Here is a 20,585-nt window from a genome sequence, read left to right on the forward strand (position 1 = left end):
TGTCGCTTCGAGCGTATAGGTCGACACCGACATGGGGTCACTGGTTGTACCGAACCGTTGTCGTGCTGATCACTTCCCGCGACGGCGCAGGTCGCGCGGAGCCTCGGCTTCCGGCTCCGCGCGCCCCCGGGCGGCTCAGAGTGGGTGCCGCATCCACACATTGGGCTCGACGTACACCGCGTAGCCCCGCTCCGGCTCGCACCGCACCGGCACCAGCGCGCCGGGCACCTCGACGTCGCCCGGGACGTCGAAGGGCAGCCCGGTCCAGCGGCGCCACTGCTCCAGCGATCCGGCGACGGTCATGGAGGCCGGGGCGATGGAGTCGATCGTGGCTCCGGCGCGGACGTGGACGCGCAGCCACGGGTCGTGGGGCAGGCCGTCGGGGCGTACCCGGTGGGCGTACTCCTCGATGGGGGTGCGCGGTTCGAGGTGCTTGGCGTTGGGGCGGACCGGGGCGACGACCTCGTCGAAGCCCTGGGCGCGGGCGTTGGCCCGCATCGCGCTGAGCATCCGCGCGGACAGGCCCCCGCCGAGCGCGTGCGGGGCGATGACGACGGAGATGGCGCTGACGGTGTCGGGGCGGACGCCGCCGCGCAGGTCGGCGAAGGCCCACACCAGCACCTCGTCCCAGCCCCGGGCGGGCAGCCTGCCACGGCCCTCGGCATCGAGGGCGAACGGAACGCTGAACGCATGGGCGACCACCGCCCCCCGCTCGTCCTCGGCGAACAGTGCGTACTCCGGGAACTCCCGGGGGATCCGGGCGTAGTGCGCGTTGCCGACGGGGTCCTGGACGACGAACTCCGGCCATGTGTCCGGCATCGCCAGGACCCGCTGGAGCATCTCGGGCCGTTCCGCCAGGCTCCACACCTTCAGTTCCATGCCGGAACCGTAGGCGCGTGGTGTCCGCGCCGGAAACCCGTTTTCAGCCACCGCACTGACGCAGCATTGTTTCCTTGTCGGCGCCGGTCACGGGGAGTTCGTACTTCAGCGACACCTGGGCGAAGCGCACCGCGTAGGAGCAACGGATGCCCTTGTTCGGGGGCAGCCAGGACGCGGGGCCGGAGTCGCCCTTGGAGCTGTTGGTCGGGCCGTCGACCGGTATGAGGTTGAGGGGGTCGTTGGCGATGTCCTGGCGCTTGCCCTTCGGCCAGCGGGAGGCGCCCATCTGCCAGTCGTACGACAGCGGCATGACGTGGTCGATCTGCACGGTCGTGGCCCGGGACTTGGTCCACTCGATCGTCCTGCCCGTGTACGGGTCGTGCAGCGTCATCGAGGCCACGACACAGTCGGAGCCGGAGCGGTTGCGGACGTCCTCGCCGTCGCGCTTGAGCAGGTCGTTGCGGGTGTCGCAGCCGTTGCGGGAGAACGGGATGCCGCCCGGCGCCGAGTCCATCCACGCGTAGCCGAACTCGTCCCGGTCGTAGCCCGTCTTGGGGCCGCGGCCCTTGGTCGCCACCTTCTCGATCAGGTCCCGGGCCTTGGACCGGTCGGCGTCCGAGGTGAGCGGCGCGAGGCCTGGTTTCGTGCCGTCGGGGTTGTCCAGCGGGCTCACCGCGCGGCCGGACCCGGGGGCCGGGGCGGCGCCGGAGGCCCCGTCGTCCACGGGCAGCTCGACGTTCTCGCATCCCGCCAGGACCAGCACCATGCCTAGCATCGCAGCGGCGCTCGCCGCCCCGCCCTTCAGACGCGTCACGATGCGCCCCTCCCCTGCCGCGCGTTCCGCCCCGCACAGGCGGTTTTCCCTCGTACTCCGTCGCGCACACGGTAGCGACCCGGCGCACGGCGGCATTCAGGAGGTCCGACCCAATCGCGCATACTTCGCAACTCGGGCGTATCGTCGGTGGTGAATCACCTCGGGAAGGAGCTCTGGATGGGCATCTTCGACAGGTTCAAGAACCGCCAGGCACAGGACAAGGCGAAGGACGCGTCCGACACCGCGGAGCGGAAGGTCAACGAGAGGACGGGCAACAAGTACGAGGGCCAGGTCGACGAAGCGCAGCAGAGGATGGAGCGCGAACTCGGCATGGACCGCGACAAGCCCGATCAGTCGTAGGACCGGCAGCCGCGGAGGGCCGGGGACCCAATGAGGGCCCGAGGCCCACGGAACGCCCGGAGACACGAGCCGCCTTGGGCACAGGGGCCGTCCGCGCAGAGAGCCTCACCTCCACGCGGACGGCTTCGCGCGGCCCGCGTCTCCCGTGCGCGGCTGCTTGAGCCGCGGCGGCCACTGAACCCCCGTCAGACCTTCCCGATCCCCAGCGTCGTCTCCGAAGGCAGCAGCCCTGAGGACAGCACCGCCACCCAGAACTCACCGAGGAGTTCCACCAGGCGGTCGATCTCCGCTGCGGTGAGCGACTGCCAGGGCGAGGCGGCGAGTTGGTCGGTGTGCTCCTCCACGGTGCGGCGCAGTTCGCGGCCGGCGTCCGTGGCCGCGCCGTCGGCGTCGACCAGACCTCGGGCGGCCAGGCGGTCACGAGCCGACTCCCATTCCTCGGCGCTCCAGCCACGACTTTCGAAGCGCTCGACGGACGCGGCACCTATCGCGGCGAAGGACACCAGCGCCTCGACGGGGTCCAGGCCGGCCACCATCAGGGCGGCTATGTGACCGTCGCCGCGATGCTCACGCAGGATCGTCGCCGCGTGCCAGAGCTGGAGGTGCGGGGCCTCCGGCCAGTCCAGGGCGGCGTTGGCCGCGGCGAGCGGGCGGCCCGCGGTGTTGGCCGCCTCGGCCGCGCGACGGACGAGGGCCGCGAGCTCGACCAGCTCGGGACTGTCCACCCGGTCACCGAATATCGCGCGGTAGGCCCGGTCGACCCCGCGCACCCGTGCCCGCAGCACGGCCTCGGGACTCGCGATCTTCCAGGCGGGTTCGATGTGTTCGGCCACCATGCGCGGGCTGAAGCTGTAGAACGCGGACGCGACACTCTCCGCGCCGGCCGCCCCCAACGGCGCCGCCCGGTAAGGGAAGTAGCTGGGCCAGCGCTCCTCGGTGGCGTACCCGAGTTCGGCGGCCTCCTCGAACGCTTCCGGCGCGTAATACAGCACCGCGTGCAGCGGCTCCAGCAGATGCCAGAGCTGCCGCACCCGACCCGAATCAATCCCGCTGCCCTGCTTCGCCATGGCGTGCCCCCAGCCTCTCTCCACAACTTGACACTGACAAGATTGCCTGACCCCCCAGAACTTGTCAACGCCTAGATGCGAAAAACTTGTCGCCGCCTAGATTGCGCGTACGCTGCTGCCATGACGCAGCAGACCTCTTCTCGCCGCCCGTACCACCACGGCGACCTGCGGCGAGCCATCCTCACCACCGCGCTCGACGTCATCGCCACCGACGGTCCGTCCGCGCTCAGCCTGCGGGACCTGGCCCGCCGCGCCGGTGTCTCGCACGCCGCGCCGGCCCATCACTTCAGGGACCGCACCGGGCTGCTCACGGCGATCGCCGCCGAAGGGTTCGGACTGCTGTCGACCGCGCTCATCGAGGCGGCGGACCTGAAGGACGCGGGCGTGCGCTACGTCCGCTTCGCACGCGAACACCCCGCGCACTTCCAGGTGATGTTCTCGCCCGAGCTGCTGCGCAACGACGACCTGGAACTGACCACGGCCCGCGCCCTCGCCGGTGACGCCCTGCGCGGCGCCGTCGCCGTCGTACACCCCGAGGAGCTCGGCATCGAGCCCCGCATGGCCTCGGTCGCCGCCTGGTCGCTGGCGCACGGCTTCGCCACGCTGCTCCTCAGCCACAACCTGGACGGCCCGCTCGGCGACCAGGACCCCGAGGAGGTCTTCCGGACCCTGGCGTCGATGCTGTTCCGCAGCACCGCCTGAACACGCCCCACGCCCCACGCCGCGAAGCCCGCACCTCGCGCCCGGCACCGAGCACCCGACACCGGGCACTTGACCTCAAGTCCCCTTGAGGTTCCAGAGTGATCCGCATGACCACCGAAACCACGCGCACCACCCCCACCCCCGCCCCCGCCACCCGCGCAGCCGACCTCCGAGCCATAGCCGAAGTCGTAGCCACCGTGGAACGCACCCAGCGCGCCAAGGACCCCGAAGGCTTCCTCGCCCTCTTCCACCCCGACGCGCTGTGGACCACCGCCCACGGCAAGGTCCTCATCGGCCTCGACGCCATCGCCGAGTTCACCCGGGCCGTACTGCCCGCGGCGACCTGGGACGGCGACGTCACCTACGAGGCCGTGCACACGCAGTTCCTGCGGCCGGACGTGGCCGCCGTCAAGGTCCGGCAGGTCTACCACTCACCGGCCGGCGACACGGAGGGTGCCCCGCTGTACGTCATGACCAGGCAGGACGACGACGGCAGATGGCTGCTGCACGCCTGCCAGAACACCGAGGTCCGCACCGGCTGAAGCACCCACCTCTGCAACCGCGCCCGCAACCCGGCCTGCCGTGCCCGCCGCACCGGCGCGGCCCGCCCGGCCCGCGAGGTCACGACCCCAGAATCGAAGCCAGGAACTCCCCGACCCACCCGAGCAGCTCCCGCCCGACCAGCGGCTTCCCGCCCACCTTCGCGGTCTTCGGGCGGGGCACCAGCAGCTGGTGCACGGCCGGCTTGATGACGGTGCCCGGGTACAGCCGCTTGACCCGCAGCTCCTGGGACTCCCGCAACTCCACCGGCGCGAAGCGGATGTTGTTGCCCTGGAGGACGATCTCGCCGACACCGCACGCGCGGGCCAGCATGCGCAGCCCCGCCACCAGCAGGAGGTTCTCGACCGGCTCGGGCAACTTGCCGTAGCGGTCGACGAGTTCCTCCCGCACGGACGTGATGTCCTCCTCCGTGTTGGCGGAGGCGATGGCGCGGTACGCCTGCAACCTGAGCCGCTCCCCGGGGGCGTAGTCGTGCGGGACGTGCGCGTCGACCGGGAGCTCGATCTTGACCTCCAGCGGCGGCTCCTCCTCGACGCCGCCCTCCAGGGACGCGCGGTAGTCCGCGACCGCCTCGCCGACCATGCGGACGTACAGGTCGAAGCCGACGCCCGCGATGTGGCCGGACTGCTCGCCGCCCAGCAGGTTGCCCGCGCCGCGGATCTCCAGGTCCTTCATGGCCACGTACATGCCCGCGCCCATCTCGGTGTGCTGGGCGATGGTGGCGAGACGCTCGTGGGCGGTCTCCGTCAGCGGCTTCTCCGGCGGGTACAGGAAGTACGCGTAACCGCGTTCCCGGCCTCGGCCCACCCGGCCGCGCAGCTGGTGCAGCTGGGAGAGGCCGAAGTTGTCGCCGCGCTCGACGATCAGGGTGTTGGCGTTGGAGATGTCGATGCCGGACTCGACGATCGTGGTCGAGACGAGCACGTCGAACTTCTTCTCCCAGAAGTCGACGACGACCTGCTCCAGGGCCGACTCGGACATCTGGCCGTGCGCCGTCGCGATCCGCGCCTCGGGGACGATCTCGCGCAGCCGGGCGGCCGCGCGGTCGATCGACTCGACGCGGTTGTGGATGTAGAAGACCTGGCCCTCGCGCAGCAGTTCGCGGCGGATCGCGGCGCCGATCTGCTTCTCCTCGTACGGGCCGACGAAGGTCAGGACCGGGTGCCGCTCCTCCGGCGGGGTGGTGATCGTCGACATCTCGCGGATGCCGGTGACCGCCATCTCCAGGGTTCTGGGGATCGGGGTCGCGGACATCGTCAGGACGTCGACGTTGGCGCGCAGCTTCTTCAGCTGTTCCTTGTGCTCGACGCCGAAGCGCTGCTCCTCGTCGACGATGACCAGGCCCAGGTCCTTGAACTTGGTCTCCGACGCGAACAGCCGGTGCGTGCCGATGACGATGTCCACCGCGCCGTCCTTGAGGCCTTCCAGGACGGCCTTCGCCTCGGTGTCGGTCTGGAACCGGGACAGGGCACGCACGTTGACCGGGAACTGCGAGTAGCGCTCGGAGAACGTCCCGAAGTGCTGCTGCACCAGCAGCGTCGTCGGCACCAGGACAGCGACCTGCTTGCCGTCCTGCACCGCCTTGAAGGCGGCCCGCACGGCGATCTCCGTCTTGCCGTAGCCGACGTCGCCGCAGATCAGGCGGTCCATCGGGACCGACTTCTCCATGTCCTCCTTGACCTCGGCGATGGTCGTCAGCTGGTCCGGGGTCTCGGCGTAGGGGAAGGCGTCCTCCAGCTCGCGCTGCCAGGGCGTGTCCGAGCCGAAGGCGTGCCCGGGCGCCGCCATGCGCGCGCTGTAGAGCTTGATCAGGTCGGCGGCGATCTCCTTGACGGCCTTCTTCGCCCTCGCCTTGGTCTTCGTCCAGTCGGCGCCGCCCAGGCGGTGCAGCGTGGGCGCCTCGCCACCGACGTACTTGGTGATCTGCTCCAGCTGGTCGGTGGGGATGTAGAGCCGGTCGCCGGGCTGGCCGCGCTTGGCGGGGGCGTACTCGACGACGAGGTACTCGCGCGTGGCGCCCTGCACGGTGCGCTGCACCATCTCGATGTAGCGGCCGACGCCGTGCTGTTCGTGGACGATGTAGTCGCCCGTCTCCAGGGTGAGCGGGTCGATGGTCTTGCGGCGGCGGGCCGGCATCCGCGCGCCGTCCTTGCCGGCCGCCTTCTGCCCGGACAGGTCGGTCTCGGTGAGGACGGCCAGTCTGAGGGCCGGGTCCACGAAGCCGTAGTCGATCGAACCGCAGGCGACATGGACGACCGACGGGGAGATCTCCCCCAGGTCGGCCTCCAGGCGGGCCGCGACGCCCTCGCCGCCGAGCACCTCGACCGTGCGGGCGGCCGGGCCGTGGCCCTCGGTCACGAAGACCGTGCGCCAGCCGTCGGCGAGCCAGCCCTTGGTGTCGGCGAGGGCCTTCGCGGTGTCGCCGCGGTACGACTCGGGGGCGTGCATGCCGAGCTTGAGGGTGTCCGCGTCCAGTTCGTCGTCGGCCGCGAAGGGCGAGACGGACCACCACATCATGTCCAGCTCGCGGGCGCGGTCGCGGACGTCCGCGATGGACCACAGGGAGGCCGCGCCGACGTCGATGGGCGCCTCGCCACCGCCGGCGGTGGCGGCCCAGGACGCTTGCAGGAACTCCTGGCTCGTCGCCACGAGATCGGCGGCACGCGTGCGTACCCGCTCGGGATCGCACACGACGGCCATGGCGCCCTTGGGCAGGACGTCGAGCAGCAGTTCCATGTCGTCGACGAGGACGGGGGCGAGGGACTCCATGCCCTCGACCGCGATGCCCTCGGCGATCTTGCCGAGCAGCTCGCCGAGCTCGGGGTGCTCCTCGGCGAGGGCACGCGCGCGTGCGCGTACGTCGTCGGTGAGGAGGAGTTCTCGGCAGGGCGGGGCCCACAGGCCGTGCTCGGCGACTTCGAGGGAGCGCTGGTCGGCGACCTTGAAGTAGCGGATCTCCTCGATGTCGTCGCCCCAGAACTCGACGCGCAGGGGGTGTTCCTCGGTGGGCGGGAAGACGTCGAGGATGCCGCCTCGGACGGCGAACTCGCCGCGCTTCTCGACGAGCTCCACGCGCGCGTACGCGGCGGCCGCGAGGGCGTCCACGACGGCGTTGAGGTCGGCGGTCCGGCCGGTGCGCAGGGCCACCGGCTCCAGGTCGCCGAGGCCCTTGACCTGGGGCTGGAGGACGGAGCGCACGGGGGCGACGACGACGGAGACCGGGCCGGTCTCGGGGTCGTCGGAGCTGGGGTGGGCGAGGCGGCGCAGCACCGCGAGACGGCGGCCCACGGTGTCGCTGCGGGGGCTGAGGCGCTCGTGCGGCAGGGTCTCCCAGGACGGGTACTCCACGACGCCCTGCGACGGGAGGAGGGAGCGCAGGGCCGCGGCCAGGTCCTCCGCCTCGCGGCCCGTCGCCGTCACCGCGAGCAGCGGGCGGTCGGTCTCGCGGGCGAGGGCGGCGATCGCGAACGGGCGCGCCGCGGGGGGTCCGACCAGGTCGACGTGCATGCGGTTGCCGTCTGCGGCCGCCGTGATCGCTTCCGCGAGGGCGGTGTCCTTGACTACGGCGTCGAGCAGACCGTGCAGACTCATGGAGGGCGCTTCCGTCCGAGGGGTGGGCAACACGAAGGGCCCGACACGCGAGACGGGCCGGGTGTTCCAGCGTACGTCGCTGCGCGGGCGGACGCCGGGGCCTGTGGATAACGTCCGTTCTCCCTTGATCGGCATTGCTGCTGGGCCGGGCCCTTCTCGCCCCCGCCGCCCCTGCCCGTCCCATGCCTGGGGGCTGCGCCCCCAGGCCCCCGCTTGGGCCTGAACGGCCTCGTCCTCAAACTCCCCCAAGCTCTTCGAGCAGGGGACCCCCAGACGGGCCGGATGGTTCCGGACCGGGTGAAAGAACCTGAACGGTGGCCAAAGGTCCGCACCGCGTAAGGTCCCCCCATGCCCACCCCCGCCGCCTCCACCACCCCTGACGCGTCCCCGGACCCTCACATACCGGCCCCGAGGACCCCGCACGACCCCGGGGCGGGCCGCCCCGGACCGGGCCGGCGTGACCCGTGGCTGCTGGCCGCCGCGCTGTTCGTCGGGTATGCGATCGTCTCCGTGGGCCGTTACCGGCATCTGGGGCAGAAGTCGTGGGACCTCGGAATATTCGAGCAGGTCATACGGTCCTACGCGCATCTCCAGGCGCCGATCGCCGACCTGAAGGGGCCCGGGTTCAACATCCTGGGGGATCACTTCAGCCCGGTGACCGTGCTGCTGGCGCCGGTGTACCGGATCTTCCCCTCGTCGATCACCCTGCTCGTGGCGCAGGCGGCGCTCTTCGCGCTCTCCGCGGTCCCCGTCACACGGGCCGCGGCCCGGCTGCTCGGGCGGCGGCAGGGGCTCGCGATCGGTGTCGCGTACGGGCTGTCGTGGGGGCTACAGCAGGCGGTCGACTTCGACTTCCACGAGATCTGCTTCGCCGTACCGCTGATCGCCTTCAGCCTCGAAGCGCTCCTCACGCGGCGGTGGCGGGCCGCTCTGCTCTGGGCGCTTCCGCTGGTCCTGGTGAAGGAGGATCTGGGTCTCACGCTCACGGCACTCGCGCTGGTGGTGGCCTGGCGGGCCCGGCAGGAGTCACCGCGCGCGGCCCGGTGGGCGCTCGGCGTCGCCGTGTTCGGTGTGGTGGCCCTCGCGCTGACGCTGCTCGTGGTCATACCGAGCTTCAACTCGGCGGGCACCTACGACTACTGGAACAAGGTCGACGAATCGGGCGGCGGCGGCCCCTTCGACGGCCTCGACACCAAGCTCCGCACGCTCGCCTGGCTCCTGATACCGACCACCGGTCTGCTCGCCCTGCGGTCCCCGATCCTGCTGGTCGCCCTGCCCACGATCGGCTGGCGTTTCGTCTCCGCCTATCCGCAGTACTGGGGCACGGACTGGCACTACAGCGCCGTCCTCATGCCGGTCGTCACCTTCGCGCTCGTCGACGCCCTCGTGATCCACCGGAACAGCACGCGCGCGTGGCTGCGTTCGTACGTCCAGCACCTGCCCGCGGCCGTCGCGGCCGCCTCGCTCGCGCTGACGACCTCGCTGCCGCTGGCCGATCTGACGGAGGGCGAGATCTACCGCAAGCCCGCGCGCGTGAGCGCGATAGAGCGCCTCCTGGCCGAGGTTCCCGACGGTGCCTCCGTCGAGGCGAACATCGCGCCGATCAGCCGGCTCACCTCGCGCTGCCGGGTCTTCTGGGTCAGCAACACCCAAGGCGTCGAACCCGACTTCATCGCCCTCGACAACTCCCGCAAGCGCTACCGGGACGTCGAGTCGTACGCCCGGACCCTGCACCCCGACGCCCGGTACACCACGAAGGGCACCGCCTTCGGAGTCGTACTCCTGGAGCGGCAGACCGGCGGCTGACCGCACGGGCCCGCACACACACGCATGGGCCCCCCACATACACACGCGGGCCCGACACATACACGCGCGGGCCCCCGAATACAGCCGGGCCCGGTCCGGAAGGTGGCAGTGCCTTCCGGACCGGGCCCGTCCCCCGCAACCCCCGTGTGCGGTGGCTATTAAGGGACCTCTCGGCCGGCTACTCGGTCGCGATCGCGTTCAGGACGTTCATCCGGCCCGCCCTGAACGCCGGCACCAGGGCCGCGAACAGGCCCACGAAGGCCGAGCCGATGAAGACCGCGATGATCGTCGGCCACGGGATGTCGAGGACGTTCAGGCCCTCGAGGGCCAGCAGCTTCTGCGCCGTCGCACCCCAGCCCATGCCCAGCCCCAGGCCCAGCAGGGCACCGAACAGGGCGATGACCACCGACTCCATACGGATCATGCGGCGCAGCTGGCGGCGGGAGAGGCCGATCGCGCGCAGCAGGCCGATCTCCCTGGTCCGCTCGACCACCGACAGGGCCAGGGTGTTCACCACGCCCAGGACCGCCACGATGATCGCCAGGGCCAGCAGGCCGTAGACCATGTTCAGGAGCTGGCCGACCTGGTCCTTCAGCTCCTCCTTGTAGTCGGTCTGGTCGCGGACCTGGTACTGCGGGTAGGAGTCGAGAGACTTCTTCAGGGCCGTGTACGCCGCTTCCTCCTGGCCTTCCTTCGCCTTGCCGAACATGATCACGTTCTGCGGGATCCGGTCGGCGGGCAGGTACTTCGACAGGGTCTCGATGCTCGTGTAGCGGGCGCCCTGGTCGATGGAGGTGTCGTCGTCCGTGATGGCCGCGACCTTCAGCTTCGCCGTCTCGCCGCCCTTGAAGGCGACGGAGATGGTGTCGCCGACGCGCACGCCGTGCTTCTTGGCGTAGTCGGAGCCTACCGACATGGCGTCCTTGCCGTAGGCCGCGGACAGGGTGCCCTGCGTGGTCGTACGGCGCAGGTCCTCGGCGTACGTCGGGTCGGCGGCCGTGACCCCGCTGTCGTCGGTCTTGCCGTCCGGCGAGGTCAGGGTGGCGTCGACGTCCTTGTAGCGGGTGACGTGGGCGAGGCCGGGTGTCTGCTGCATGGCCTTCTCGGCCTGCGGCACGATCGGCTGCTGCTGGCTCATGACGATGAAGTCCGCGCCCACCGACTTGTCCAGCTCGCTCGTCGCCGAGGCGACCATCGAGGAGCCGACCACGGAGAGGCAGGCCACCAGCGCGAGGCCGATCATCAGGGCGGCCCCCGTGGCACCGGTACGGCGCGGGTTGCGCAGGGCGTTGCGCTCGGCCATGCGGCCGACGGGCCCGAAGGCGCGCAGCAGGACCGCGCTGATCACCCGGACCACCGCACCCGCGAGGAGCGGGCCGATGACGACGAAGCCGATCAGGGACAGCACCACACCGCCGCCCAGCATCAGCGCGCCGTCGCTCGCCTTGTCGGCGGTGGCGGCGGCGTACAGGGCGAAGGCGCCCGCACCGGTCAGCACCAGCCCGATCAGCGCGCGCACCCAGCCCGCCTTGCCGTCGGCCGGCGTACCGGCGTCGCGCAGGGCGGCCATCGGGGAGACCTTGCCCGCGCGGCGGGCCGGCAGGTAGGCGGCCAGCACCGTCACCACGACGCCGAGGATCAGGCCGACGACCGGGGTCGTCACCTTCACCGTGAGGTCGTCGGTGGAGAGGTTCATGCCGGCCATGGACATGAGCTTCATCAGGCCGACCGCGATGCCGACACCGGCGGCCACGCCCAGGACGGAGCCGATGAAGCCGAGCAGCAGCGCCTCCACGAGCACGGACCGGTTGACCTGCCGCCGCGAGGAGCCGATCGCCCGCATCAGGCCGATCTCACGGGTGCGCTGGGCGACCAGCATCGAGAAGGTGTTGATGATCAGGAAGATGCCGACCAGGAACGCGATCCCGGCGAAGCCGAGCATGGCGTACTTGATGACGTCCATGAACGCGCCGACGTCCTTGCGGTTCTCGTCCGCGCTCTCCTTGGCCGTCTGGACCTTGTACGAGCCGTCCAGGGCCTGCGCGACGTCCTGCTTGAGCTCGGCGTCGCTCACGCCGTCCGCCGCGGTGACGGACACCTGCGTGAAGCGGCCGGTGGCGCCGAGCAGGCCGCGCTGGGCGGTCTCGGTGTCGAAGTAGACGACGGCCGCGCCCGGGTTGGTCACCTTCCAGGAGGCGATGCCGACGATCCGCGCGCGGATGTCGCCGGTGGCGGCGATGGTTCGCAATTCGTCGCCGAGCTTCAGGTCGTGCTTGTCGGCGGTGTCCGCGTCGACCATGACCTCGGTGGGCCCGCGCGGGGCGTGCCCGGAGGTGATCTCCATGGACTTCTTGTCGTTCTCGGTCCAGTTGCCGGCGATGGTGGGCGCGCCGGTGGAGGAACCCATGTTCTTGTTCTCGGAGTTGACGACGGTCACGCTCATCGAGCCGACCGAGCCCTCCGCCTTCTTGACGCCGTCGACGGCCGCGACCTGCTCGACGGCCGAGGCGGGCAGCGAGGCGGGCTTGCCGGTACCGGCGCCGTCGTCCTCGTCCTTCGCCTCCTTGGGGCTGACGGTGACGTCGGAGGAGGTGACGGCGAAGAGCTTGTCGAAGGTGGTGTTCATCGTGTCGGTGAACACCAGGGTCCCCGAGACGAACGCCACGGACAGGAGCACGGCCACGGCCGACAGGGCCATCCGTCCCTTGTGCGCGAAGAAGTTGCGCATCGAGGTCTTCAGGACGGTCATGACGTACGCCCCCGGGCGTCGAAGTCCTTCATGCGGTCCAGGACGGCGTCGGCGGTGGGCTTGTACATCTCGTCGACGATGCGTCCGTCGGCGAGGTACAGCACACGGTCCGCGTACGAGGCGGCGACCGGGTCGTGGGTGACCATCACGATGGTCTGCCCGAGTTCGTCGACGGACCTGCGCAGGAAGCCGAGGACCTCGGCGCCGGCGCGGGAGTCGAGGTTTCCGGTCGGCTCGTCACCGAAGATGATCTCCGGGCGGGCGGCCAGCGCACGGGCTACGGCGACGCGCTGCTGCTGGCCGCCGGAGAGCTGGGTCGGCCGGTGCTTGAGCCGGTCGGAGAGCCCCACGGTGTCGACGACGCGCCCGAGCCAGGCCCGGTCGGGCTTGCGGCCCGCTATGTCCATGGGCAGCGTGATGTTCTCCAGGGCGTTGAGCGTGGGCAGCAGGTTGAACGCCTGGAAGATGAAGCCGATCCGGTCCCGGCGCAGCCGCGTGAGCTTCTTGTCCTTCAGCCCGGTGATCTCGGTCTCGTCGAGGTAAATCTGGCCGCTGGTGACGGTGTCGAGCCCGGCGAGGCAGTGCATGAGCGTGGACTTGCCGGATCCGGAGGGACCCATGATCGCGGTGAACTGGCCCCGCGCGATGTCCACGTCGACGTGGTCGAGAGCGACGACACGGGTCTCCCCCGACCCGTACGCCTTGACGACCTGTCGCGCCCGTGCGGCAACGGCCGTACGCCCTCCAGTACCCCCGTGCCTGGGAATGGTCACAGCCGATGTCACGGTATGTCTCCTAAGTCGGTCAGCTGGTGAATCACGAGAACTGTTACGACGTTCAGTCTCGTGGCGGGAGAGGGTCCGGCGCGCTGGTGCCCGGCCCCCTCTTGTGCGGGGGAAAACCCCACCCCCGGTGGTTCGGTAAGCCGCCCCCCCAGCGGCGTAAAGCCAGGTTAAGGACGGCACCCGCACCGTCTCGTCCTCCGGCGGTACCAACCCTCCCCGAGACCTGGTACGGAGGTCCCCCTAGGGGCTGTCCACCCTTCGGTGGAGTGCGCGTCGGGGTTGTCTCCACCCTTCGGCTCATCGAGCCTCCACCCTCCCGCGGCGTGAGGGTCAAGTGGGAAGCTGTTCGGCGGCAGATAGGTGCAAGGGGAAAGCATCAGGAGAGGAACCCGGTGGGCAGTTCGAGACCCGCGATACCCGACACCGCACCACGGGCCGGAACCGACAAGCGCGGGGCCGTGGTCGCGGCCCTGATGCTCGCGATGGCGCTGGCCGCGCTCGACGCCACCATCGTCTCCACCGCCGTACCGCAGATCGTCGGCGACCTCGGCGGCTTCTCCGTCTTCTCCTGGCTGTTCTCGGGCTATCTGCTCGCGGTGACGGTGACCCTGCCCGTCTACGGCAAGCTCTCCGACACCTTCGGCCGCAAGCCGGTGCTGATCGCGGGCGCGGCGGTGTTCCTGCTGGGGTCGCTGCTGTGCGCGGTGGCCTGGAACATGGCGGCGCTGATCGCGTTCCGGATCGTGCAGGGACTGGGCGGCGGGGCGCTTCAGGGCACGGTCCAGACCCTGGCCGCCGACCTGTACCCGCTGAAGGAACGCCCCAAGATCCAGGCCAAGTTGTCCACGGTGTGGGCGCTGTCGGCGGTGGCCGGGCCGGGTCTGGGCGGAGTGCTGGCGGCGTATGCGGACTGGCGCTGGATCTTCCTCATCAACCTGCCCATCGGGGCGGTGGCGTTGTGGCTGATCGTCCGCCATCTGCACGAGCCGCAGCGCGCGACGACGGGCACGCGCGCGCGTGTCGACTGGGCGGGCGCGCTCGCGGTGTTCGCGTGCGGCGGCGTGCTGCTGACGGCGCTGGTGCAGGGCGGGGTGGCCTGGCCGTGGCTGTCGGCCCCGTCCCTGGCCCTGTTCGCCGCGGGGCTCGCGCTCGTGGCGGTCGTGGTGCTGGTGGAGCGGCGGGCGGCCGAGCCGATCATCCCCGGGTGGGTGTGGCGGCGCCGGACGATCGCGGCGGTGAACCTGGCGCTGGGCGCGCTGGGTCTGCTGATGGTGGCGCCGACGGTGTTCCTGCCGACGTACGCCCAGGCGGTCCTCGGCCTGGCACCGGTGGCGGCCGGATTCGTGCTGTCGGTCTGGACGTTGAGCTGGCCGGTGTCCGCGGCGCTGAGCCAGCACGTGTACCGCAGGATCGGCTTCCGCAACACGGCGATGCTGGGCATCGGAACGGCCTCGCTGATCCTGCTGGCGTTCCTGTTCCTGCCGTATCCGGGGGCGGCCTGGCAGCCGACGCTGCTGATGCTGCTGCTGGGGGCGTCGCTGGGGCTGTTCCAACTGCCGCTGATCGTGGGCGTGCAGTCGACGGTCGGCTGGTCGGAGCGGGGCACCGCGACGGCTTCGGTGCTGTTCTGCCGGCAGACCGGCCAGACGGTGGGCGCGGCGCTGTTCGGCGCGGTGGCGAACGGCGTACTGGCGTCGCGGCTCGGCGGGGCGAACGACCTGGACTCGGTGACCCGGGCGCTGGACTCCGGCGGTACGGCCCCGGAGGCCACCAGGAGGGCCATCGCCGACGCGGTGCACGCCGTGTACCTGGGGGCGTCGTGCGCGGCTGCGCTGGCCTTCCTGGTGCTGTTGCTGCTGGCGCCGAGGCGGTTCCCGGTCCTGAAGGAGCCCGGTGACGAGGTCCCGGATCAGGCCGCCGTCGACGCCGTCAAGGACGCCGTCACGGAAGACGGACGCTGACCTCGGGGTTGTCCGGTGACGGCCCGTCGAGCAGCGGCTGCGGGGCGCCCTTCAGATGCAGGTCGAAGAACGCGGCGACGTACGCGCGCGTGAGGGCCAGTGAACGCTCGTAGGGCACCTGGGCGGTGTCCGGGATGCCGACCAGGTCGGCGAGCAGCGGTACGTCGGTGAAGGAGCCGTGGTCGGTTCCGGCCACCGTCATCCAGCGCTTCCAGCCGTCCAGGTCGGCCCAGGTCCGGTGCCAGGACTCGTCGCCCTGCCTGGCCTCGGCGCCGAACATCAGGAAGGGCCGCCCGTCGAGGCCGCCTTCGGGGACCTTGGAGAAGAAGGTGCCGTCCATGTTGACGCCGGCCCGCACGCGCGCGTCGCCGGCCATCGTCGCGGCGGCCGAGTTGCCGCCGATGGAGTGCCCGGCCATGCCGATGCGCCTGGCGTCGATCACGCGCGCGTACCGCCACGCGGGATGGCGCCCGGTCAGCCGGTCCAGCATGAAGGAGACGTCCCGGGCCCGGCTCTCGGCGACGGCGTCACCGCCGATGGTGGAGAACTCGTCGCAGATCGCGCAGGGCAGGGTCCGCCCGTCGGGGAGGGTCGTGCCGGCGTTCTCGTAGGGATGGTCGACCAGCGCGACGGCGTACCCGCGGCTGGCCAGGTCTTCGGCGAGACCGGTGAGCGTGGCGCGCGGGAAGGTGAAACCGGGCGAGAGCACGACGAGCGGGAACCGGACGCGCGCGGGGCGGGCGTCGGTGTGCGCCCAGGTACGGACGCCGCTGATCACCTCCGGCGGGACGGTGACGTCGGGCGCCCGCAACTCGATGAGGTGGCGGGCCTCTTCGGTGGTCATGTAGGGCGCGGTCGGCCCGCCGGTGCCGGGGCGCGCCGGGTAGTACATGGACACCATCAGCTGCCGGGGCCCCGCAGAGGGCACCCAGGGGTCGGGCCGGTCCCGGTCGACGAGATGGAGGGTGCTGCGGCCGACGGGGTGCGGGCCGGTGGGGCGGGGCAGTTGGGCGGTGGTGGAGGCAGGGGCGGACACGGGCGCGGGCGCGGCGGAGGCGGAGGTCGCGCCGACGACCGGAAGGGCCAGGGCAGGTCCGAGTACGAGCACTACGGACGCCGCCAGTGCCGATAAGCGCGGCCTGTTCGATGATCTGTTCATGCCGAGGACGCTAGGCCGCGGACCCCTGACCTGGCGTCACCCGGCGGTCGTAGGCCAGGGGTGCCGGGTGGGGACAGCGGTGTCGTTCCCCGGTCGGACGGGCCCCTGACGGCCTCACCTACGCTTTCCCCCATGCCGACCCTGGAACGCCTGCGCGCCGACCACGCGGAGGCCCTGCTGGCCTTCGAGCACGAGAACCGGGAGTACTTCGCCCGTACGGTGCCGGACCGCGGGGACGAGTACTTCACCCCCGCGGGATTCGCGGCCAGGCACCAGGCGCTGCTGGCCGAACAGGACGCCGGGATCTGCCACTTCCACGTCGTGCTGGACGTCGAGGGGCGTCTGGTCGGCCGTATCAACCTGATGGACGTCGAGGACGGTTCCGCCGAACTCGGCTACCGCGTCGGCGAGCTCGCGTCGGGCAAGGGCGTCGCCACGGCGGCGGTCGCGGAGTTGTGCCGGTTGGCCTCGGCGTCGTACGCACTGACGTCACTGGTCGCGCGCACCACGCTCGACAACCTGGCGTCCCGGACCGTGCTGGAACGGAACGGGTTCGTCACCTTGGAAGAGACAACGGTCGGCGGCCGGCCCGGGATCCGCTACAGGCGCGAGCATCTCGGGCACTGACGCCATCGAGGACCATCCGCGTTCGCGGGCGGAGGTTGGATCAGGTGTTGGAGGGGGGTGGGTTTCTTCGAGAACTTCACTGCCTCGAAGTCAACGACTCCGCCCGCCCCACCCACATCCCCGTCCGCGACAGCAAGACCCCCACCGGCCCGGCGATCCTCTTCTCCGCCTCCGCCTGGACGGAGTTCGTCGCCGCGCCCCGTTAGGGATCGGCATGGCAAGATGCCGGGCGGGGAGAGGGGGACGCGATTCTTTCCGTCGTCGCGAACATCGGGATCGGGCTGGTCACCAGCCTGCTCGGCGGTGTCTTCGTCTGGGTGTGGGAGCGCACCAAACGCACGCGTGAGGTCAACCGGCGGGCGGCATTCTTCGGCGTCCGGCCGGGGCAGACCTGCCTGGTGGTGCTGGGCAACAAGTACAACGCGCCCGGCACCGCGCATTACCGGGACGTCCGCGCTGTGGTCGAGCTGTCGTTGCTCGCAGGGGAGTTGGGCTGCAAGGTGGCCGTGGAGTCCGGGGACTTCCGCGGCAGCAACGGCGACCGTACGGAGTTCTGTGTGGGCGGCCCGAGCGGCGGCGCCAACATCCGTACCGGCGGCCATCTGGCCGCACATCTCCCCGGAGTCACCGTCCATCCGTACGACGGGACCGGTCCGGACTCGATGGCCATAGAGGTCGGCGGAGAGAAGTACCGCTGCGACCGCGGCAACCAGGAGTACGCCCTCGTGGCGAAGTTCCAGCCCACGGAGTCCACCAGCCCCGTGTTCCTGGTGTCCGGGCAGACATCCGTGGGCAACATCGCCGCGGTCCACTTCCTACGGCGCGAGTACGCGAACGTGGCCGGGCGGCTGTCCTCGCTGGAACGCTTCTGTCTGCTGATCAAGGTGTCCGACATCGGCACGTACGAGTTCCACCGGGCAGAGCTGGCACGAGAGGTCTCCGCGGCCGCGTTCGGGCAGTGACGCGGTCGGCCCTACCGCTGGTCGGGGATGGCGCTCTCGCCCCCTAGGGCCGACCCCGCACCCCTTCTCCGGGACCGTCCACCCTCGCGCAGGACGCCCGGCCGCAGACCCTCCGCGTCTGCTGGAGTCATGGACTTCAACAGGCGTACGGCAATGTCGGCGGGACTCGGCGCGGCGGCGACCCTGGCGGTGGGCGGCGGCTCGGCTTCCGCACGTGGCGCCGACCTCGCGACGATCACGATCCCCGGCGAGTCCCCCACCAGCACGAACATCCCCGTGGCCCGGGACCGCCGTGCCTCCGGCGGCCGCTACCTCGCTCTGCTGACGGCGCAGCGGCCCCCGTCGGACAAGGGCTGGTACGCCACGTACCGCGTCCGTGTCCCGCGGTCGGGTGTGTACGCGCTGACCGCCGTCGCCGTCGCACCCGTGGAGACGCCGCACACGGAGGCGGTCGGCTCCTACCTCCAGCTCTCGGTCGACGGCGGCCCGTTCCGCGAGGTCGCCCGCTCGCAGCCGGACTGGTACGGGTCGCCGGCTGCTTGGGGCGATCTTTCCGAGATGAATCTGGGGGAGGTGGAACTTCGGGAGGGGGACGGGGCGTTCAGCTTACGAGTCGTCGAACCTACGGTCCTTGACAACAGAATCGTGTATGTCCTTTCGCTGGATCATCTGGTCCTGCGCCCCCTGCCCGGCGGCCCCGCTCTGCGCACGGCCGCCGTCCCCCGTCACCGCGTCGGCGAGCCCGCTCGCCTGCGTCTGACCCTCAACGCCCGTGCCACGCGCCCGCACCCCGTTCACTACGCCGTCACCGACTACCACGGCCAACGGGTTGCCGCCGGCCGCGCAGCCGTCCCCGCAGGCCGCAGGACCACCACCGTCACGCTCCCGGCCGACCTCCCGCCGGGCCACTACCGCATCCACGCCGACGACGTGACCAGCACGTTCGCCCGCCTTCCCGTCCGCCTCGCCGTCACGCGCACAGGCGCGGCCGACAACCCCTTCGGCGTCAACGTCTGGGCGTCCTCGCTCGTACCGCCCTCCCGGCTGGACGAATTCGCCGCCGCCCTGCGGGACATGGGGGCGGGGTGGGTCCGTGACGGGCAGTCCTGGCCGGCCGCCGAGCCCGCGCCCGGTGCTTATGACACCGCGCACCACGACCGGGTCACCCGCACGCTGCGTGCCCACGGCCTCGCCGTCCTGGATGTACTCTCCCCCGCGCCCGAATGGGCGATGACCGACGCCTCGCTGCCCCTGCCCGCGGACCTGCGGCACGCCTACCGCTACGCCCGCCGCCTCGCCCTGGCCGCCCCCGAGGCGCTCCAGCTCTCCAACGAGCCCGACGTCGACACCACCCGCAGCACCGGCGACGCCCACGCCGCGTTCGTGAAGGCGACCGCGCTCGGCATCAAGGACGCCCGCGCCGAACCGCCGCTCGTCGTGCTGCCCGGGATCGCACAGTCGGGCCCGTTCCAGGACCTGATGCTCGCCAACGACGTCGTCCGGTACGCCGACGTCTGGGCCTTCCACGGCTATCCGGACCCGGCGGACCAGGACGACCCCGAGTTCCCCGGCGCCGCCGAGGAACAGCACGCGCTCGCCCGGCGACAGGGGGCCGGTGACACGCCCCTGTGGATGACCGAGTGCGGGGCCTTCCTGACGACGCCCTCCGACCTCAGCCCCGCCCAGGAGCGGGTTCAGGCGCGCTATCTCGTCCGGTCGATGGTTGAGGGGCTGGCCGCCGGGAACGCCCGCCAGTTCTGGTTCGCCGCTCCCCCACTGCACGACGACGGCGTCTGGTTCGGCCTGTTCGACCGGGACTTCGGCCCCCTGCCCGCGTACAGCGCCTTCGCCACGCTGACCTCGCTGCTGGGAGCGGCACGTTTCGTGGGACCGGTGCCGCAACTGCCCACCGGGGTGCGAGGGTTCCGCTTCGACGACGGGTGCAGGCAGCAGGTGAGTGTCCTGTGGGCGACGGCGCGGCACACGCGCGTGTCCGCGCCTGGAGTGGCGTACAACATCATGGGCCGCCGTATCGACCGGTCGGGCCAGGACGTCGTCGTCTCTCCCGACCCCGTCTATGTCGTGTCACGCGAGGCGTCTTGGAGCGCGGGGGGCCGAGGCGCGGCGGATGAGCTCCGGCGTCCGGACCCCGGCTCCCTCTCCCCCGCCGAGCACATCGTCCTAAGCCAGCGCTACGCCGCCCGCAACGCAGCGCCCGGCAAGGACGACGGCGACGCGCCACCGCCGCACGGCTACCGCCTGGGCCGTCGTACCCGGATGAGCCTCAACGTCTACAACTTCGGCGATCGGGGGCGGCACGTGACCGTCGCCGCGGAGACGATGGGCGCGGGGTGGTCGGTGCGGCCGGTGAGCGTGGCCGACACGCGGGTGTGGGTGCCCGCCGGCGGGCGCGTCGGGGTGGAGTTCTCGGTCGAGGCAGGGCGGTCCGTGCGCCGGAAGGTCGACCGGCGGCTCGTGTTCGGGGCGCGGCTCGATGGAGGCGGCGAAGTGCCCGGGAGTGTGGCGCTGGTGCACCTGAAGTAGCGCGGTCGTCGCCCTCAG

Annotated in this window: 16 protein-coding genes; 9 read left to right on the forward strand and 7 right to left on the reverse strand. The window is 71.2% G+C overall.

Annotation, left to right across the window (positions count from 1 at the left end; translation table 11 throughout):
* Positions 1-135: 135 nt before the first annotated feature.
* Both PGH47_RS17650 and PGH47_RS17655 read right to left on the reverse strand, forming a co-directional pair.
* Positions 136-879, reverse strand: a complete 744-nt coding sequence (locus PGH47_RS17650; protein ID WP_126903222.1) for an N-acetyltransferase — start codon at positions 877-879, stop codon at positions 136-138.
* Between the two features lie 43 nt (positions 880-922).
* Positions 923-1,645: an HNH endonuclease family protein gene (locus PGH47_RS17655; RefSeq protein ID WP_443048502.1), complete on the reverse strand. Its 723-nt coding sequence runs from the start codon at positions 1,643-1,645 to the stop codon at positions 923-925.
* Between the two features lie 225 nt (positions 1,646-1,870).
* Here PGH47_RS17655 and PGH47_RS17660 point away from each other — a divergent pair, with 225 nt between their 5' ends.
* Positions 1,871-2,053 carry an antitoxin gene (locus tag PGH47_RS17660; RefSeq protein WP_271664225.1) on the forward strand — a complete coding sequence of 61 codons (183 nt, stop codon included), beginning with the start codon at positions 1,871-1,873 and terminating at the stop codon, positions 2,051-2,053.
* Between the two features lie 185 nt (positions 2,054-2,238).
* On the opposite strand, the gene PGH47_RS17665 is transcribed toward PGH47_RS17660, so the two are convergent.
* A complete protein-coding gene (locus tag PGH47_RS17665) occupies positions 2,239-3,120 on the reverse strand; it encodes an SCO6745 family protein (RefSeq protein ID WP_271664226.1) in 882 nt (293 codons plus the stop codon).
* Between the two features lie 120 nt (positions 3,121-3,240).
* Here PGH47_RS17665 and PGH47_RS17670 point away from each other — a divergent pair, with 120 nt between their 5' ends.
* Together PGH47_RS17670 and PGH47_RS17675 are read left to right on the forward strand one after the other, a co-directional pair.
* Positions 3,241-3,822 carry a TetR/AcrR family transcriptional regulator gene (locus tag PGH47_RS17670; RefSeq protein WP_269641913.1) on the forward strand — a complete coding sequence of 194 codons (582 nt, stop codon included), beginning with the start codon at positions 3,241-3,243 and terminating at the stop codon, positions 3,820-3,822.
* Positions 3,823-3,929: 107 nt separating this feature from the next.
* Positions 3,930-4,364, forward strand: a complete 435-nt coding sequence (locus PGH47_RS17675; protein ID WP_271664227.1) for an SgcJ/EcaC family oxidoreductase — start codon at positions 3,930-3,932, stop codon at positions 4,362-4,364.
* Positions 4,365-4,443: 79 nt separating this feature from the next.
* Here the strand turns inward: PGH47_RS17675 and mfd are convergent, their stop codons facing one another.
* Positions 4,444-7,974: a transcription-repair coupling factor gene (gene mfd / locus PGH47_RS17680; RefSeq protein ID WP_271664228.1), complete on the reverse strand. Its 3,531-nt coding sequence runs from the start codon at positions 7,972-7,974 to the stop codon at positions 4,444-4,446.
* Between the two features lie 348 nt (positions 7,975-8,322).
* Between mfd and PGH47_RS17685 the strand changes: the two genes are divergently transcribed.
* A complete protein-coding gene (locus tag PGH47_RS17685) occupies positions 8,323-9,780 on the forward strand; it encodes a DUF2079 domain-containing protein (protein WP_271664229.1) in 1,458 nt (485 codons plus the stop codon).
* A gap of 178 nt (positions 9,781-9,958) precedes the next feature.
* On the opposite strand, the gene PGH47_RS17690 is transcribed toward PGH47_RS17685, so the two are convergent.
* Both PGH47_RS17690 and PGH47_RS17695 read right to left on the reverse strand, forming a co-directional pair.
* Positions 9,959-12,529, reverse strand: a complete 2,571-nt coding sequence (locus tag PGH47_RS17690) for an ABC transporter permease (protein WP_271664230.1) — start codon at positions 12,527-12,529, stop codon at positions 9,959-9,961.
* Positions 12,526-13,314, reverse strand: a complete 789-nt coding sequence (locus tag PGH47_RS17695) for an ABC transporter ATP-binding protein (protein WP_271664231.1) — start codon at positions 13,312-13,314, stop codon at positions 12,526-12,528. The genes PGH47_RS17690 and PGH47_RS17695 overlap by 4 nt, the downstream gene beginning before the upstream one ends.
* Before the next feature lie 392 nt (positions 13,315-13,706).
* On the opposite strand from PGH47_RS17695, the gene PGH47_RS17700 reads away from it, so the two are divergent.
* Positions 13,707-15,275 carry an MFS transporter gene (locus PGH47_RS17700; RefSeq protein ID WP_271664232.1) on the forward strand — a complete coding sequence of 523 codons (1,569 nt, stop codon included), beginning with the start codon at positions 13,707-13,709 and terminating at the stop codon, positions 15,273-15,275.
* On the opposite strand, the gene PGH47_RS17705 is transcribed toward PGH47_RS17700, so the two are convergent.
* Positions 15,256-16,434 carry an alpha/beta hydrolase family protein gene (locus PGH47_RS17705; RefSeq protein ID WP_271664233.1) on the reverse strand — a complete coding sequence of 393 codons (1,179 nt, stop codon included), beginning with the start codon at positions 16,432-16,434 and terminating at the stop codon, positions 15,256-15,258. The genes PGH47_RS17700 and PGH47_RS17705 overlap by 20 nt on opposite strands.
* A gap of 132 nt (positions 16,435-16,566) precedes the next feature.
* Here PGH47_RS17705 and PGH47_RS17710 point away from each other — a divergent pair, with 132 nt between their 5' ends.
* From PGH47_RS17710 to PGH47_RS17725, 4 genes are all read left to right on the forward strand, one after another.
* Positions 16,567-17,061: a GNAT family N-acetyltransferase gene (locus tag PGH47_RS17710; protein WP_271664234.1), complete on the forward strand. Its 495-nt coding sequence runs from the start codon at positions 16,567-16,569 to the stop codon at positions 17,059-17,061.
* A 44-nt stretch (positions 17,062-17,105) separates the two neighbouring features.
* Positions 17,106-17,267, forward strand: coding sequence for a DUF397 domain-containing protein (locus PGH47_RS17715; RefSeq protein ID WP_271664235.1), 162 nt, complete (start codon positions 17,106-17,108; stop codon positions 17,265-17,267).
* A gap of 111 nt (positions 17,268-17,378) precedes the next feature.
* Positions 17,379-18,023, forward strand: coding sequence for a hypothetical protein (locus PGH47_RS17720; RefSeq protein WP_271664236.1), 645 nt, complete (start codon positions 17,379-17,381; stop codon positions 18,021-18,023).
* Positions 18,024-18,152: 129 nt separating this feature from the next.
* A complete protein-coding gene (locus tag PGH47_RS17725) occupies positions 18,153-20,567 on the forward strand; it encodes a hypothetical protein (RefSeq protein ID WP_271664237.1) in 2,415 nt (804 codons plus the stop codon).
* Positions 20,568-20,585: the final 18 nt, after the last annotated feature.

Source organism: Streptomyces sp. HUAS 31 (assembly GCF_028198125.1).
Classification (GTDB): Bacteria; Actinomycetota; Actinomycetes; order Streptomycetales; family Streptomycetaceae; genus Streptomyces; species Streptomyces chartreusis.